The sequence below is a fragment of the Microvirga solisilvae genome, from assembly GCF_022808595.1.
Lineage (GTDB): Bacteria > Pseudomonadota > Alphaproteobacteria > Rhizobiales > Beijerinckiaceae > Microvirga > Microvirga solisilvae.
The window spans coordinates 69,362-85,967 of the sequence record NZ_JAKUCN010000009.1 but is presented as its reverse complement, the minus strand read 5'-3'; the positions used below and the strand labels follow the sequence as shown (position 1 = coordinate 85,967).

The 16,606-nt window shown below is 56.0% G+C and carries 14 protein-coding genes; 9 read left to right on the top strand and 5 right to left on the bottom strand.

Annotated features, from left to right (window positions below):
* Nucleotides 1-263: 263 nt before the first annotated feature.
* Entirely contained in the window at nt 264-2,144 is a 1,881-nt protein-coding gene (locus tag MJ639_RS16440; protein WP_243375092.1) for a PAS domain S-box protein, read from the bottom strand.
* A gap of 515 nt (nt 2,145-2,659) precedes the next feature.
* Between MJ639_RS16440 and uvrA the strand changes: the two genes are divergently transcribed.
* On the top strand, nt 2,660-5,158 hold the full coding sequence (gene uvrA, locus MJ639_RS16435; protein WP_243375090.1) for an excinuclease ABC subunit UvrA: 2,499 nt from the start codon (nt 2,660-2,662) through the stop codon (nt 5,156-5,158).
* Nucleotides 5,159-5,634: 476 nt separating this feature from the next.
* Nucleotides 5,635-6,297: a DUF6766 family protein gene (locus MJ639_RS16430; protein WP_243375088.1), complete on the top strand. Its 663-nt coding sequence runs from the start codon at nt 5,635-5,637 to the stop codon at nt 6,295-6,297.
* A gap of 158 nt (nt 6,298-6,455) precedes the next feature.
* Here the strand turns inward: MJ639_RS16430 and MJ639_RS16425 are convergent, their stop codons facing one another.
* Entirely contained in the window at nt 6,456-7,223 is a 768-nt protein-coding gene (locus MJ639_RS16425; RefSeq protein WP_243375156.1) for a DUF72 domain-containing protein, read from the bottom strand.
* Nucleotides 7,224-7,789: 566 nt separating this feature from the next.
* On the opposite strand from MJ639_RS16425, the gene MJ639_RS16420 reads away from it, so the two are divergent.
* The 4 genes from MJ639_RS16420 to MJ639_RS16405 all read left to right on the top strand — a co-directional run bounded on the left by MJ639_RS16420 (nt 7,790) and on the right by MJ639_RS16405 (nt 11,406).
* Nucleotides 7,790-8,968, top strand: coding sequence for a tyrosine-type recombinase/integrase (locus MJ639_RS16420; protein ID WP_243375086.1), 1,179 nt, complete (start codon nt 7,790-7,792; stop codon nt 8,966-8,968).
* A gap of 51 nt (nt 8,969-9,019) precedes the next feature.
* Nucleotides 9,020-10,015, top strand: coding sequence for a hypothetical protein (locus MJ639_RS16415; protein ID WP_243375084.1), 996 nt, complete (start codon nt 9,020-9,022; stop codon nt 10,013-10,015).
* Nucleotides 10,016-10,018: 3 nt separating this feature from the next.
* Nucleotides 10,019-10,426, top strand: coding sequence for a helix-turn-helix transcriptional regulator (locus MJ639_RS17890; protein WP_341482678.1), 408 nt, complete (start codon nt 10,019-10,021; stop codon nt 10,424-10,426).
* 179 nt (nt 10,427-10,605) lie between these two features.
* Nucleotides 10,606-11,406, top strand: a complete 801-nt coding sequence (locus tag MJ639_RS16405; RefSeq protein ID WP_243375079.1) for a hypothetical protein — start codon at nt 10,606-10,608, stop codon at nt 11,404-11,406.
* A gap of 237 nt (nt 11,407-11,643) precedes the next feature.
* Here the strand turns inward: MJ639_RS16405 and MJ639_RS16400 are convergent, their stop codons facing one another.
* The 3 genes from MJ639_RS16400 to MJ639_RS16390 all read right to left on the bottom strand — a co-directional run bounded on the left by MJ639_RS16400 (nt 11,644) and on the right by MJ639_RS16390 (nt 13,918).
* Nucleotides 11,644-12,210 (bottom strand): hypothetical protein, encoded by a 567-nt coding sequence (locus MJ639_RS16400; RefSeq protein WP_243375077.1) that lies wholly within the window; start codon nt 12,208-12,210, stop codon nt 11,644-11,646.
* 425 nt (nt 12,211-12,635) lie between these two features.
* A complete protein-coding gene (locus MJ639_RS16395; protein ID WP_243375073.1) occupies nt 12,636-13,412 on the bottom strand; it encodes a hypothetical protein in 777 nt (258 codons plus the stop codon).
* 137 nt (nt 13,413-13,549) lie between these two features.
* A complete protein-coding gene (locus MJ639_RS16390) occupies nt 13,550-13,918 on the bottom strand; it encodes a hypothetical protein (RefSeq protein WP_243375070.1) in 369 nt (122 codons plus the stop codon).
* A gap of 154 nt (nt 13,919-14,072) precedes the next feature.
* On the opposite strand from MJ639_RS16390, the gene MJ639_RS16385 reads away from it, so the two are divergent.
* The 3 genes from MJ639_RS16385 to MJ639_RS16375 all read left to right on the top strand — a co-directional run bounded on the left by MJ639_RS16385 (nt 14,073) and on the right by MJ639_RS16375 (nt 16,588).
* Complete coding sequence (locus MJ639_RS16385) at nt 14,073-14,339, top strand: helix-turn-helix domain-containing protein (protein ID WP_243375152.1); 267 nt, start codon at nt 14,073-14,075, stop codon at nt 14,337-14,339.
* A gap of 163 nt (nt 14,340-14,502) precedes the next feature.
* Complete coding sequence (locus MJ639_RS16380; protein WP_243375068.1) at nt 14,503-15,402, top strand: putative phage abortive infection protein; 900 nt, start codon at nt 14,503-14,505, stop codon at nt 15,400-15,402.
* A gap of 175 nt (nt 15,403-15,577) precedes the next feature.
* Nucleotides 15,578-16,588, top strand: a complete 1,011-nt coding sequence (locus MJ639_RS16375) for a hypothetical protein (RefSeq protein WP_279306675.1) — start codon at nt 15,578-15,580, stop codon at nt 16,586-16,588.
* Nucleotides 16,589-16,606 lie beyond the last annotated feature (18 nt).

Sequence of the window (16,606 nt, the reverse complement as noted above, 5' to 3'; positions counted from 1 at the left end):
ACTTACAAATTCGTAGATAGTTCTGATCGCTCACATGCCTGTAGTGGCTTTCCGTTATGGTCAGCGGTCACAGAGAGTTTCCGAGTGCCAGAGCTAAGTGGACTTTCGTGGCAAGCCGCAGAAGTCCACAACTGACCCACTCCTGACCTTTTTGGGAGCCGCCAAGATGAACTGGAAGATGGCTTAGTGAGAACGATAGGCTTGATCGTCCCCTTATTGGCGCGATCGCCTACAAGAAGTCCGATCTCTGTCGGGCTCGAGATCTAGGCATCGTCCTTTGCGTTGGTTCCCGTCTCATCGGTCAGGTTCGCGCTCACCTCGCACACCACTCCTGCCGGGTCATAGGTGATCTGGACCTTACCTCCGAGTTCCGCAGCCAAACTGCGCTCGATCAGGCGTGACCCAAAGCCCGTTCGGGCCGGAGGCGAAACCAGTGGGCCACCACGCTCCTGCCAGCGGAAGGTGAGATGCGGCGGATCGCCGGGTCTGACCGCCCATGTAATCGCGACCCTGCCTGCAGGAGCCGACAGAGCGCCATACTTGGCGGCATTGGTTGCCAATTCATGCAGCGCAAGCGTCAGGGCCAAAGCTACCCTTGTCGTTAGGCGAAGCTCTGGTCCATTGATCTCGAAGCGCTCGCGCTGATAGGGGGCGAGGACGTTAGCGATGACCTCGGACAGTTCGGCCCCATCCCACTTCTCGCGCGTGAGTAGATCGTGGGCGTTGGACAGAGCGAGCAAGCGCGCCTCGAACGTCTCGCGTACTATGCTGTGTCCCTCACTGTCGCGGAAGGTCTGCCGCGCGATGGCCTGCACCATGGCAAGCGTATTCTTAATTCGATGGTTCAGCTCGTGCATCAGGATGCCTTGCAGGCGCTCGGCCCTCCTGCGCTCCGTGATGTCGCGGGCGACCTTTGACGCGCCAATGACTTTGCCATGCGCATCCCTGATGGGCGAAACCGTCAATGAAATCTCGACCAGACTCCCATTCTCGTGTTGGCGAACGGTTTCATAGTGGTGAACGTGCTCGTCCTGGCTGATCCGTTCGAGAATGCTCATCTCCTCGTCCTGCCGATCCTTGGGGAGCAGGATCGTGACAGGCTGGCCGATCATCTCTGCAGTCTGATAGCCATAGAGCCGCTCTGCACCCTTATTCCAGCTCGTGACAATACCGTTGAGGTCTATACTCAGGATGGCATCTTCAGAAGACTCGATAATCGCCGCGAGCCGCCGCTCGCCCTCCTCGGCGCGCTTGCGTTCCATGATGTCGGTTGTGATTGCAGTGATTTGCTGCACCCGGCCAGCAGGATCGCGAAGTGGTGAGACGGAATTATTCACCCATACAGACGAGCCGTCTTTGCGCACGTAGCGCTTCTCGATCACGAAGCTCGCGCCGTCCTCCACCGCTTGCTGGAAGAGGGGGAGATTGCGAGACCAGTCGTCAGGATGGGTGACGTCCTGTATCCGCATGCCCAACAGTTCAGCCTCGCTGTAGCCAAGGATGTCGCATATACGCTGGTTTACGAGGGTGTAGCGCCCGGTGAGATCACATTGCGCGATCCCAGCCGCTGTCTGCTCAAAGATGCTGCGCAGGCGCTCTTTCTCGGCCTGAACCACGACCCGCGCCTTCACTTCCGCAGTCGTCTCATACAGGAGGCACAACACGCCGCCGATGCCACCGGTCTCGTCGCGGATCGGGGAGCAGCTGTAACTCCACCATGTGTCCTCCGGAGAGCCGGTGCGCTGCATCGTCAGCGGCATGTTTTCATCGTAGGCTGTTTCGCCGTCGAGGGCTCGGTGCAGGATCGGGCCGAGTGCTGGCCATAGCTCCGACCAGACTTCGGGAAAGGGCCGGCCAAGTGCATCCGGTCTGACGCCAAGGATTGGTTGGTAGGCGTCGTTGTAGAGCAACGTGAGATCGCTACCCCAAGCGATGCAGGCTGGAAATTTGGCGTTCAGCACCATGCTCAGGGCCGTGCGCAAACTCTGTGGCCACGCCTCGAGCGGGCCAAGCGGGGTCGCCGTCCAATCGCGCGCTCGAATGCGAGCGCCCATGGTGCCGCCGCCGATCAGAAAGCCCTTACCGGTTGCGAGAAGGTTAGCGGGCATCGCGCCCGCCGGTTGCCCACTTCTGCTGACTGCCATTCTCCTGTTGCCCCCGTTCGGCTAGCCGGCAGAGGGTATGGATAACCTCATGGGCACTGCGGCAGTGATCGCTGTCGATCTTCTCATCAATCAGCCCAGTCAACTCGGACGGGCGAGAGACACTGCGGACGAACTTGGCGGGCACCGAGGGTGATCCTTATGGCGGGTCATAACGATCTATACCCTTATGGACTGGTATGACCATGCGCAAGCCTGGCATTCGTCCGCACTATTTCCAACAGATCCTCTAAGGCGGAATCCTGGTTCCCTGCACTCGCAAGATCATAAAGTGCCACGGACTTAGATACATTCTGGATTTCTTGCCCCGGTGGCATCTGCCCGAACGGCCAGCCACTTCCGGTGGCACTCCATCACAAGGCTATACGCGCTGACATGGAAACCATTCCTCTGGCGAGACGTTGGATCACCCTAGATGTTCCCGGATCCGACACTCATCAGGCCGTCCGATGCCGAAAGCTCTTAAGCACACTTCACCGATGGCTATGCAGGAACGAATGAGTTTCGTCCGCGTGCGGGGGGCTCGCGAGCACAACCTCAAGAATATCGATCTTGAGATTCCGCGCGATGCTCTGGTTGTTTTCACGGGCGTGTCCGGCTCCGGCAAGTCTTCGCTGGCCTTTGGAACCCTTTATGCCGAGGCGCAGCGTCGATATCTCGAGTCGGTGTCCCCATATGCCAGACGGCTGTTTCATCAGATGCCCGTCCCCGATGTGGACGATGTCGACGGTTTGCCACCTGCCGTCGCGCTTCAGCAGCAGCGCGGGTCGCCGACCACGCGTTCCTCGGTGGGCAGCGTCACAACCTTGTCCAACCTGCTGCGCATGCTCTACTCCCGGGCTGGCGACTATCCGCGCGGGCAATCGATCCTCTATGCCGAGTCGTTCTCGGCTAATACGCCCGAGGGGGCTTGTCCCCGGTGCCACGGCCTTGGTCGGGTCTATGAGGTCACCGAGCAGTCGATGGTGCCGGACAACACGCTGACCATTCGCGAACGGGCGATCGCCGCTTGGCCGACTGCCTGGCATGGCCAGAACCTGCGCGATATCGCGACCACGCTCGGTTTCGACGTGGATCGGCCGTGGCGGGACCTGCCCAAGAAGGATCGCAACTGGCTTCTTTTCACCGATGAGCAGCCGACCGTTCCTGTCTATCCGGGATACACTCAAGCGGAGGTTCGGCGCGCGCTCAAGCGCAAGGAAGAGCCGGCTTATCAGGGCACGTTCACGAGCGCCAAGCGCCATGTTCTGCACACCTTCGCCACCACGCAAAGCCCGCTGATGAAGCGGCGCGTGGCACAGTATATGGTGAGCACCGAATGCCCGCTCTGTCACGGCAAGCGCCTTCGGCCGGAATCTCTGTCCGTCAAGTTTGCAGGGCTGGACATCGCCGATCTCTCCAGTCTGCCACTCGTCCGTCTTGCCGATATCTTCCGACCCTATGCGGATGGGAAGGCCCCTCGTCTGACCAAGATCGAGGCGGAGCATCCGGAAAAGGCGGTTGTCACCCAGCGCATCGCGCAAGATCTCGTTGCCCGGCTTAAGGTCATGCTCGATCTCGGACTCGGCTATCTCTCCGTCGACCGCAGCACCCCGACGCTTTCGCCCGGCGAACTCCAGCGGCTGCGGCTGGCCACGCAGGTGCGCTCCAATCTCTTCGGCGTGGTCTATGTGCTCGATGAGCCGTCGGCTGGGCTTCATCCGGCAGATACGGAGGCGCTGCTGAATGCGCTCGGGCAACTGAAGGCGTCCGGGAATTCGCAGTTCGTGGTTGAGCACAATCTCGATGTCATCCGTCATGCCGATTGGATCGTCGATGTTGGCCCCGGCGCGGGAGAGCAGGGCGGCCATGTGGTCTATAGCGGTCCACCGGACGGGCTCAGGCAGGTGGAGACGTCGCAGACACGGCGTTTCTTGTTCGGCGAAAGCTCTCTCCCGCCTCGGGATGTGCGCCCACCGAAAGGCTGGCTGCGCCTCGCCGGGGTGACCCGCAACAACCTGCACGAGCTCGACGTCGCATTTCCCTTGGGCGTGCTCACGACCGTGACGGGCGTATCCGGCTCAGGCAAATCGAGCCTGGTCAGCCAGGCACTGGTCGAACTGGTGGCGGAGCATATGGGCCACGATATCCCTGAGCCGGATGAAGAGGGCGAGGAACTGGAACAGGCAGCGATAATGGCCAGCGAGGGCAGGATCGTCAGCGGCATGGAAGGAATCAAGCGTTTAGTGCGGGTCGATCAGAAGGCGATCGGGCGCACGCCGCGTTCGAACCTGGCAACCTATACCGGTCTTTTCGATCACGTTCGCAAGCTGTTTGCCGCGACCAAGCAGGCTCGCGCCCGCCGCTACGACGCGGGACGCTTTTCCTTCAACGTCGCCAAGGGCCGCTGCCCGCATTGCGAAGGCGAAGGCTTCGTGATGGTCGAACTGCTGTTCCTGCCGAGCGTCTACGCTCCATGCCCGACCTGTCACGGAGCCCGGTACAATGCCGACACGCTCAAGATCAAATACCGGGACAAATCCATCGCCGACGTGCTCGGAATGACGGTCGATGCGGCCTGGGAGTTTTTCGCCGACGAGCCGGCTCTCCATCGTTCGCTCACGATCGTGCGCGAGGTGGGTCTGGGCTATCTGCGGCTGGGACAACCCGCGACCGAATTGTCCGGCGGGGAAGCGCAACGGATCAAGCTTGCGAGCGAGCTTCAACGGATTCAGCGCGGCGATACGCTCTATGTCCTCGATGAGCCGACGACCGGATTGCATCCCGCCGATGTCGAGAGACTGGTGGCTCAGCTCGATGGGCTGGTCGAAGCCGGCAACACGGTCATCGTGGTCGAGCATAACATGCACGTTGCCGCGAGAAGTGACTGGATCATGGATCTTGGCCCGGGAGCTGGTGACGAGGGCGGGCAGGTGGTCGCATCGGGGCCGCCAATCGAAGTGGCAAAAGCATCAGGCAGCCGGACGGCACGTTATTTGTCGCGAGCTCTCGTTTGATGCACATCAGGCCATCAGGCACCTTGGGATGAAAGCCGACCCAGAGCGTGGCGCGTTTCCAATCCGATTTTGAGATACGCCGCGTCATAACTCTCAATTCATAGGCTTGGCCGAAGCGGCATCTGATCTGGTGCGACCGCAGCAGCAACTGAGCGGGAGCGTTGAAGCACTGTCGGCCAGGGAACACGCGTATCTGTAGTTCCTTGCGGCAAGTTAGGATTAAGAAATATGCCGGGCTCCGCATTGGATTGTCCGGATCTGGCACCTTCCAGACCTTTGTCAGAGTTCTACTTTCGAACTGAACGCGGCCACTGATTAAAGTGAACGTACGCCGACTTGCCTGCCATGCCCAACCGGAATAGGCGGTTTTCGCTCGGCCCCTTCCCTGGACGAATGCTCCTTAGGTCAAGGCTTTGAAACCGAGATCTCCGTATCGCGTTATCCAACCGGGGCAGTATTTGCGTGAGGTCGGGCATATGCGGCAGTTCCTGCGTGACAATGGGCTATCCATCACCTTGTTTGCCCTGTTTCTGTTGTCGCTCGTCGGCCAGGCGCTCACCGGATGGAGGGCGCATGCTGAGGAACTCCGTCTTCACGAGCTCCCTGCCATCGGCTTTCTGCCCTATTTGCGCAGCGGGCATTTCATATCCGCCGTATTCGAGAACTGGGAGAGCGAATTCCTCCAGATGGGTGCATATGTTTTGCTCACCGTTTTCCTGTTCCAGAAGGGCGCCTCGGAATCTAAGAAGCCGGATGAGGAAAACCCGGAGGATGAAGCGCCGTCTGCTCATCGTAATGATCCGAATGCACCTTGGCCCGTCCACCGCGGTGGATTGTTGCTGAAGCTCTACTCGCATTCCCTTAGTATCGCGCTGGTTACGCTCTTTCTCGCCTCGTTCTGGCTGCATCTGGCAGGGAGCACACGCCGTATGAACGAGGAGGCGCTTCAACACCGGCAGCCGCCGCAGACCATGATCAGCACCCTGGCGGAGCCGGAGTTTTGGTATGAAAGTTTCCAGAACTGGCAGAGCGAGTTCCTATCAATCGCTGTGCTGCTGGTGCTCGGCATCTACCTGCGGGAGCGGGGATCACCGGAGTCAAAACCAGTAGCCGCTCCCCATGCTGCGACCGGTCACTAACGATCCTGCGCGGGTGGCGCAGAAATGCGCTGTCGACCGCATCGTCTGCGAACACCTTGAAGATACACCCGCGTCGTTTATCGTTGCGACTGGATATGATGGCCTCACTATCCTGGAGCGTTGTCGGTGCCTGCAAAGCCGCTGACAGACGGAGGTCTTCAATGGCAGGCCTGCACCAAGCTCTTTGTCGTGAGTGCATCACCCGTCGCGGCAAAGGCTGCCGTGTTGTCAAAGATGCACCAGGTGCCAATGCCGGCTGCAGCGTCCCTCGCAAGTACCTTCGCGCTGGTTGCCAGATATTCCGAACTGTAAGCAGAGTAGTAGATCCGGGGCGAGCCGTGCAGGCGATAATATGAAAGACCACGCCAGCCTCCCGGCTCGCCAGCACTTGGGACCGGGGCTGGGTCGGCTGCGACGCGGGCGATACGAAGCGTGTTGAGAAACGCCTCAACCTCGGGCACGAACCAAGATTGATGCCGCGGCTCGCAGACGATGCCGCTCTCAACCCGACTTCTTAGATTCTTGAGGAAATGATCAGCAACGCCAGGCTGGAACGTCAGGCTTGGGGGCAGCTGCACCAGCAACGGCCCGAGCTTGGGTCCGAGGCCGCTCACTTCTGATAGGAACCGGTCCAGCAGGTTGTCGACATCCTTCAGCCGATGCTCGTGGGTGATAGCCTTGGGCACCTTCACGGCAAATCGGAACTCCTCGGGCACAGACGCGGCCCAACGCTCGTAGGTGACCGTTCGGTGGGGGCGGTAGAATGAGGAGTTGATTTCGACCGCGTTGAAGACAGCACCGTAGCGTTCAAGGTAAGATCCAATGACTGGAAACGGGGCTGAATGCTCCTTCGGAATGCTCCATGCAGCAGTTCCGATCCGAACTAATGAAGTACGGGCTTGGGCTTCTAGATAGTCTGGATCCAAGATGTCTTGCGTCCCTTCATCAGGAAATCCCAAACAGTTCTTCCTGTTGCTTAGAGTCCATTGCAAGCCCCCAATCATCCGGGAAGACCTACAATGGCAACGCTTGGTTCCGATGCGCCGTTCCGATTAGGTGGTACGAGGTGCTACTCGATGGGCTGAGCTGATCAACACAGCATTTGTCCAATCGACCATCTTCTGCATCTGCACCACAACCGGACTGGGTAGTTTTCAGGTGGAGAATGGAAGTAAAATTGAGAGACTGAAAGCCCACTTTGGCGTCCAGAGAAGTGTCGCCAAAGAACGATTTCTACGAAATAGGCACAAGAAATCCGGCACTTAGGAGTGAGTGCCTAGAACAGGAAAACTAATTATTTCAGAGACTTAAATAATGGCGGAGGGAGCGTCCGCCTTTCTATGGTCTGAGCAAATCCGACATTGTCCAGAAAACCTAAACGTAGCAAGGGGTTCAGCGTTACAGCTTGTCCAAGCTTGTTCATTGAAATGCTATCACATCCACAGTATGATGTGGGCTGAAATGTGGGGCATTTGAGTTAGGCGGACACAGCATGAAGGCGACGGGTAAGCATCCAGACAAGGCGCTCAGCGCCATGCAGGTGCGCAACCTTAACAAGCCGGGGCGCTATGCCGATGGTAACGGCCTCTACCTCGTTGTCGATCCTTCGGGAGCTAAGCGATGGCTCCTACGAGTAGTTGTCCATGGCAAGAGGCGGGACATTGGCCTAGGCGGCACCTCCCTCGTCTCCCTCAGTGAGGCCCGTGAAAAGGCCTTGTCCTACCGGAAGCTCGCACGGGACGGCGGTGATCCGTTAGCCGAAAAGCGGAAAGAGCGTCGTGATATCCCTACCTTCCGGAAAGCTGCAGAGCAGGTTCATGCTGAGCGCAAGCCAAGCTGGAAGAATGGAAAGCATTCTAGTCAATGGCTCAATACCCTCGAAAAACACGTATTTCCTCATCTTGGGGAGACACGTGTCGATCAGATCCAAACGCCCGAGATATTGAAAGTCTTGTCTCCGATCTGGCTCACGGTACCCGAAACGGCACGGCGTGTCTGCCAACGTATCAAGATCGTTATGGATTGGGCGAAAGTTGCCGGATACCGTTCCGGGGAAAATCCCGTAGACGGGGTCAAAAAAGGACTGCCGAAGCAGAATGATCGCAACAACCACCATGAGGCTATGCCTTATGGAGAAGTTCCCACCTTCATAAAGCAGCTTAGGGAGTACAGTGCTACTGAGACGACAAAGTTGGCACTGGAATTTCTGATTTTAACTGCCGCGCGAACTGGTGAAGTGCGTATGGCTTCATGGAGCGAGGTTTCCTTTGAAGACGCACTTTGGACAATTCCCGCAGAGCGGATGAAGGCAGGCCGCACTCATCGGGTTCCGCTGAGTAGCCGAAGCATTGAGATTCTTAAACGAGCTAAGGAAGCGGCGACAGAGAGTAGCTATATCTTCCCGGGTCGTTTCCCAACCAAACCATTTTCTGACATGACTCTCACAAAGATTTTGGAGCGCATGAAGCTATCCGTAAAGGTCCACGGCTTCCGTTCGTCGTTCCGAGATTGGGCGGCCGAGGTGACCCATTTTCCGTCTGAGGTTGCCGAAATGGCCCTAGCTCATGCGATCAAGGACAAGGTTGAGGCTGCGTACCGGCGCGGTGATCTCATGGAAAAGCGGCGTGAAATGATGCAGGCGTGGGCTGACTTCGTAGGGGCTCAGGCGTAGCAACGAACTAAGGACGAACGTCAAAATGCAATCGTATCAATGGGGCAACGTATGAACGGCGAGCAGCAGTTTGAGAGATTGCTTTCTTCCACATGGAACGCCCTGAAGATCGTTTCATCCCAACTAAAACCCTCCAAGCGCGATCCAGAAGATAATATTTCTTTCTTCGATTGCGCATGGAAGCGGTTCGATTCTCGCCACGTCATTTCAAGGCTTCTCGCTAGAGACGAGTCCTACTTCGCTCACAGGGAGGCGCTATTCGCTGCATTCTGCGCCTATGTTGTCGCTCCTCGAAAGCCCGGCCTGAGAAAATCCAGCATTGCGCTAACAGCGGCAAGGCTAATGATCCAAGCTGAGCGCAAGGTACGCGATCAATTCGACGGTGATGCCGAGCTAGCAGATTTCTACATGCGTATGCACGGCTATGGGCGGGACTTCTTGGAGGAGATCTACTATCCCATTGGCGGGCTACGTACATTGAGCATTGCGCCGTCGCCCAAGCAGCTAAAATCAAAATTCGCCGAGGAAGCTGAGAACCTTCCTTACCTCGTCACGATGATGAAGGTACATCACTATAATTTACAAGAGCTGACAGATAGAAATAAGTACCTTCCTCCAAGCCAAGCGAAGTCTGCGGCACTTGTCAAAGAACTCAAAATTCACAAGCCCAAGGTGAACCAGAAGGCTGTGGCGGGACAGGAAATTATGGAGGACCACTGGCGACGACACAGTCAGACCGTCGCGTTCCTATATGCGGCCTCGGACATCTATGTCACCCAGAACAGATCTCTGCTGGATCTGCTATTGGCCGGTGAGTTGACCTATGACCAACACTACAAACATTTTCACGAATGGATTGGACGAACTGCATTTGTCGTTCGGGACATCATGGGGAAGCTGTCTAAAGCGGAAGAGGCCGTTCAAGCTCGAAAGTTGATGCCGATTGTTTCGCCAATAGCCTTCCGTGCACCCAAGTTCGCCGCTGTTCAAGTGGAAACAATTCGGGGGAAGTATACGCCCAAAAAGCTAAAGGACTCCGCACGGTAAGGTATGGGTAACGGAGAACTCAGGCTGCGGGGGGGACGTCACGTAACAGGGGGGGAGCGACCCGCAACAGGGGGGAGCGTCACGTTCCCAGATACTCGGCAAGGTGAGCATAAATTATCGTTTCTTTCGTCCAACGAAGGACATGGAGAAACAGCAATGACCAGCAACCAACTTCAACTCTTGTCGGGTGTATCATCTCTGCCAAGCTATGACCCCGTAGAGGACGGGTATTACCGCCTCAATGCCATTGTCGGTCCCAAGGGGATTCTGCCGATATCCAGATCCACTTGGTATAGTTGGATTCAGCAGGGCAAGGCACCCCCTCCGGTGAACCTCGGATCACGCATTGCGGCGTGGCGCAAATCCGACATTCGCAAGCTCCTTCAAAGCCTCGACCCGCAGCACACGTAAGCCTGACAACGAGACATTGATGAGACGGGAGCACTGATGCCCAGAGGCGCTGCTCCCGCTCTCCCCTAACGCGCGGCATAGCCGCACCTCGATATTCCTTTCTACTCCGAGCCTGCCCCAGCAATTCTTGGGAAACCTAAGAATTCATCGAGGACGCTCGCTCTTACGAGAAGCACACGATGTCAAAGAAGCGAAACGGACCTCCCAAGCGTCCCAGCCTCAAATCTGAAAGAGCCCAAGAGCGCCTTACCGCGACAAAACTGATGGAGGATGCCGTCAAATGCCGACAAAGAATCCAACATATCGATCTGCGGCAGAAAAAAAGGCTATGCCGCTGGTTGGGGCGTGCCTATGGCATCGCGTACGAACTTCTTCGCAATGACCGAGCATGGAGTGAGTTCACAGGGGACAGCCTATGGAAGGGTCGCCGCCAACGGCCGAGAAACAATACGAAAGGGTTGGACAAGGCTCTTATTTGGACAATGCGATATCTGCTCTCGGACGGCCAGAGCGAAAACTATGATCGCGCCTATACGTACGCTCGGGGGCTTCAGCGGTTCTTCGACAAAGGGGTGAAGCCAGAGAAAATTCCTGCTCTCGTGGAGAAACGTGGGGGAATTGATGCTCTCTCCAAGGCTGAGGCCAAGAAGGAGGCAAAGCGTATCGGGAAAGAAAAAGCGAGTAAGGCAATCGATTTATCGTTCTTGGATGGTCTTGGGGATAGTCCGGTATCGGATCAGGATAAGCAGCCCGAACGAAAGCAGGGGTCCCGCCATTCTGCGGCACCGGGCAAGAGCGCCGTGAAGAAAGGTGATTTACCCCCGTTCCCTCTCGATGCGACGGCAAACGCCATTCTCAAGAACATGGATAAGCTCAGGAACGAAGTCACCGAGCTTCTTCGGAAACGTGCTGCGGGGGAGGTGCAGTTTGTTCCGCGCTCACCTCCAGCCGTAATCCGCAGCTCCTCGAAGCCTCGTTGAGTACGGACCTTCCGAGATCGATCAAGCCTTAGCGGGCTGCCTGCGGGACTCGTCAAGGCACTGTGATGCCGATGTTGCCCCTTGGCTCACCTTCATGAGGAAAGCCCGCCCAGCAGCCCTGCAATCGTGTTTCCGGGCATCATGCCTGATCAGGCAACCGCACTACTGAAAAGTGCTTTGCAAGCTACCCGGCTCGTATCGTGCCGGGTAGCTCCCTTCATGGCTGTCGATATAGTTTTACTTCTTCGGTTTCTTCCGCACTTCCCGTCGCGTGCGCGGTAGAATGACAACCTCCTCGGCCCCGACCCTACTGCGCTTCAAAGCCTTGAGTACGTAGTCATTCACACGCTTAGGATTGTGGGTGATCGGCTCTGCATGTATGCGCCAAAGGGTACTGTCCTCCGTAACATATAGACTTTGCTTTTCGTCAAAGTGATTGGCGAGGCCCTCTTCCACCCGTGACCAAGGCGGGACCACTGCGATTGCGTGCATGTGCCGCCCGTCATTGACCGTTACGTCCCGCACCGATTGTCTTTTCTCATCGCCTTTGGGGACTGGGTAGTCGGGGCAGGCGATCCAAAGCGGCAGCATATCAAGGGGCTGCGATGCAGGCTTCTTGACAATCCGGGTGAGGGATTTTGCATACACCCGCTCCAACTCGCGTTCCATCTGGCGATTGACGCTCTGTTGGGAGCCTTTAATGGGCTTGTACATGAACGTCAGCAGGTATCCATCCCATCCTGCTTCAAGACGTTCCATAACCATAAGGCTGTAGCCATTGATGATGTGTTTTGTGTCCAACATTGAACATACCTTTTGTTGTTGTGATGGGGGTATGTGCCGGTTGGGGTATGGGGTAATGGGCTGTTGGGTCACATAGGTACAACAGGTCCATATACAGAGCCCGTTTCCGGCGTCCGCATCTGTTAGGGATAAGGCAGGACCCATTGCATTGGCACATCCACTGCAACGGGCTTACTGCGGTTCACAATTGGTATTTACCTGAGCCGATTTGTTGCTTCTGGCTCAGCGAGGACGGTCTCACTGTATTGGATCCTCCAGACTAGCGGCTCATACGTTCTGCCATGCGTCGAGAGATCGGAAATGCGCCTATGGCTTTGATGAACTCACGCGTGCTGATGATGGCGACAGACAAGAAATGAAAATGGCGGGTCTAAGCCCGCCATTCACCCACCTGCTGCAATCTCGTGTGACAGACGCCATGCTGCCTACTTTGGCTTGCGCACCTCTTTCCAGCGGGCTGGGCATATCAACTGGAATCTCATGTCGAGGAGCAGGTCGCCCGCAGCCGATGCTCCTTCGATGATCTCCGCATCCTCACTGAGCCATATGCCGGGGCGGTCACTGGTTCTCAGATCGATTGCTTCCAGCTTGTAGGTCTTGTCACCATTGATGCGCATGGCCCCTTCACGGCAGTCCGCCTCAACCTTGTAGAGCTTGCCTTTCCGCTCCTCCAAGATCGAAGTGATGCACTGCTCGAGCGAGAGTTTGCCGCCGTTAGCTATCGTCATGCCGCCCGGATCGCGGGCGCAGTACTCCTCGGCATCGCCCCGCGTCACTGTCCCGGTTGCAATCGCATAGACCGTATCTATCCCCTTTAGTTCTTTGATCGTAGCTCCGACGTCCTTCGCTGAAAGTGGAAATGAGCCCGCCGCGTATGCTTGTGATGTCGCATTGGGATTCTGAGGCGAAGTGAGAAGCTTCTTGTACAGTTCGGGGTTCTGGGTTGCGTTCTTGAAGATCTCGTACTCTCGCTGCTGCTCGGGCGTGAGGTACTTAGCGGCTCCATCCATTTCCTCCTGCGTCATCTTCTTTTGGCATTGGCCGTTATCGAAGCAGATGTGCCGTTTGTCCTCGTAGATCACTTTCGCATGGGCTTGGATGGCAACAAGCGAAAGGGCTAAGGCGGTGACAATTCGCGTGGCGGTCGCTGGCCGAGCAGGGGGCATTGAGGACCGGTTTTGCTGGTTCAGTGGTGAAGTCATGGTGACAAATTCCCTCTGGCCTCAGGGATGCCTGAAGCTGTTGTTTTCGATCAGTGTTAGGGGATGGGTCCGCCTTACGAAAACGCCCTGCGGTTCTGACCGGCAGGGCGCTCAAGATCGGCAGGGGTGAGGTTCGGTCAGGCGGCTGGCACGGTGCCAGTCGGAGCCGCGGCTCTCTTGCGGCGCAGTTCTCGCGAGCCGAACCAACTCATCACGGCGAGGATCAAGCTCAAGCCGCCCCAGATCTTTAAGTCCGAGAAGTTGGACGAACTGCCCCCGGTGATACCGAGAACGCCTGCGAGGGCAAACAGCCCTGCGGAGATCCGCGGCAGGCCCATGACGAAGGCGGCTCCCAGAATGAACAAGAAGGCCACCAGTATCCCCAAGGCCCCGCCATTGGCAGTGCCCTGATCCTTAAGCAGGCTGCCGCCCGCCATGATGGTGCATGATTGCAGACCCACGATGCCGGTCAGGCACAGGGTGATGATCAAAACGGCTAGTCTCATGTGACGTCTCTACAAGTGATGTTTCGATTGGACGTTGTGGCTTGGCCGGTAATCCTTGATCGGCTGGGGGCGCCAGGCCAACGCAACAAGCTAACAAATATGGGACTGTCAGGCCGTCGATTGTCAAGCCGTTTGTATGGCTTTTTCCAAGACTATGGAAACACGGGCTATCATCGGCTGGAATCTCCGCCAGTTACGAGTGGAGAAGGGGCTTTCGCAGGAAAGGCTTGCCTTTGCGGCAGGCTTGGATCGCGCCTATGTAGGCCGGGTTGAGCGCGGCTCCGAGAATGTCACGGTGAGCACTCTCGAAATGCTGGCGAAGGTTCTAGAGGTTCCGGTCGCCGCCTTGTTTCGTGAGCCAGCCAAGGACGAACCCCAACCCGCGCCTCTTAAAGCCGGACGCAAGTTTCAAAGAGATTGAGTTCATCATTCCACGCTTGTTGGACCGGCATTGATGCCTCCTGTCCAACTTAGAATTTTTCGTGTTGTTTGCCTCGCTGAAACCCTGCTTCCTAACGCAGCTTTGCGCACATCCTTCTAGAAAATCGGTCCTAGAGGATCGGCGGCACCGAACACACACATAAATGGTCGTTTGCGATGTATTGCGGAGGGCGATTAGAGATTGTATTCCTTTGAGCCGATTCTCTAGAAAGTTGATCGGCATCAAGATGAGAAAGTATATAGTACCTGCTTTAATTATTGTCGGCAGCTTTGTAGCATTATACCTGTTGGTGATATTCTATTCTTTTCCGACAAAGTTTATAGGTTCTGACGGCAAAGAATTAGAATCACTTGGTCCTTATGGAGACTTTATCGGAGGGTCATTAAACCCGCTTCTAAGCTTTCTAACCCTTATCATCGTGATCTGGACGTCGCACCTTCAAACAAGAGAGCTGGAGTCAACGCGCCGTCTAACTAGAGATCAATTAGCTTCTAACGAACTTCAAAATTTCGAGTCAGGTTTCTTCCATTTATTGGATATATACCACAAGGTAGTATCCGGGTTGCGAATTGTAAAGCTTGAGGTGGACTACAATTCAAATCGTTACTATAAAGATATTCTAGGAAAATCTGTTTTTACTGTTTTCTATGAAGAGTTAAAATCAGGGTTCTTTAATAGTGGATTGTCGGGCCAAGTAGTCGTTGATCCACAAAAGACCGTCGCAGCATATCAAGATATGTATGTTCAGAATAGGAGCGATTTAGGTCATTATTTCCGCACATTATATAACATATTGAGATTTGTCGATGAAACGAGCTTAGTTCATACTGAATTCAACAAAGAGTTTCAGATGAAATATGTACGTGTCCTGCGAGCGCAATTGTCGGATTATGAATTGGTAATTCTTTATTATAATTGTGTGCATGCTAATGGCGATAGGATGCTAAAATTCATAAACGAATATGAGATACTTGATAATATGCCGAAAGATCTACTATTGGACCTGACGCATGAGCAGCAATTTAACCAGATAAAATTATGATAAGTAGGCTTAGCCCGTCACTAACTGCTCCGTGGTGGATGAATGTCGGTAAGTCTTGGCTCTAATTCTAGATTTGTGTCGCCTTAGGAAGTTCCTGAAACCTCAATGTTGACAGTACCTATTGCAGGCCCAGTACCACGCTGAACCTCGTTCATCGGTGGCAAGTGCAGTGCATTTGGATCAAACAAGCAATTGGGATTTCTTCAGCAGGGTGGTTCAGCCCGCTCTCGATCTCGCACCAACCACGTTTCTCGAAGATATCAGCGCGAGCCTTTCAGAAGCAGGCATACAAGAAGCGGTAGCGCGGCATGACTCCCGACCGATCTACGATTGGCTGCTCGGTCTCTTCCAGCTTCAGGGGATCAGCGATGCGGTCGCGTTCTCCTATACAGCGAAACACGGAACGGTGCGATGGGCCGAGATCGAAGGCGCTCTCGCCAGTTCGCCTGATTGCCATCGCTTAAACAGCTACTGGCACTTCGCGGATTGCAAATATCAGAAGGGTGCGCGGATCTGCTCGGAACCACACTTGCTTCATCGCTGCCACTTGCCCCGGCATCCTCTGCGCAACGGGCGCCTCAGTCAGGCTGCCTACAGCTTGTTCTTCTTCATTCGGGATATCTGCGACGGTGATCTGGTGGGTTGGATCGACCGGAGGCTGGAAAGTGCCGATCCGGGACCTCGAGACCGTAGCCGAGCCGTCAGAATGCGGCATGCATTGCTTGAGCCAATGGGACGCATCTTTGGCGTTTCCAACAAGGTCCTGTCGATGGTGCTCGCCGATCTGCTGTTGGTTGGCGATCCAAGCCGAGAGCGTTGGGTCACGACGGGAGGCAGCATGATTGCAATCGACTCTCTCATGCATAATCTCCTTCACCGCACGGGAGTGCTGCACCGGTTCGGCGCGATGCATGAGATCGGTCCTGCCTGCTATCTGCCGGGAAGCTGCGCCAGCTTGATCGAAGGCTTAGCCCGACGGATCGATGCCCACGCCTATAACCCGCTCTTTCCGTCAGTCTTCCCGCGCTTCATCCAGCATTCTCTCTGGTCGTTCTGCGCAGGTGACAAGCTCAGTATCTGCAATGGCAATCGGATCGATGATACCGCCCGTTGCCGGAACCAATACTGCCCGGCCTTTGATGATTGCGACCGGGTCAGCCTCAGGGGCATACCAAGTGGGTTCTAGCTTAGTGGCGAAGCCAGC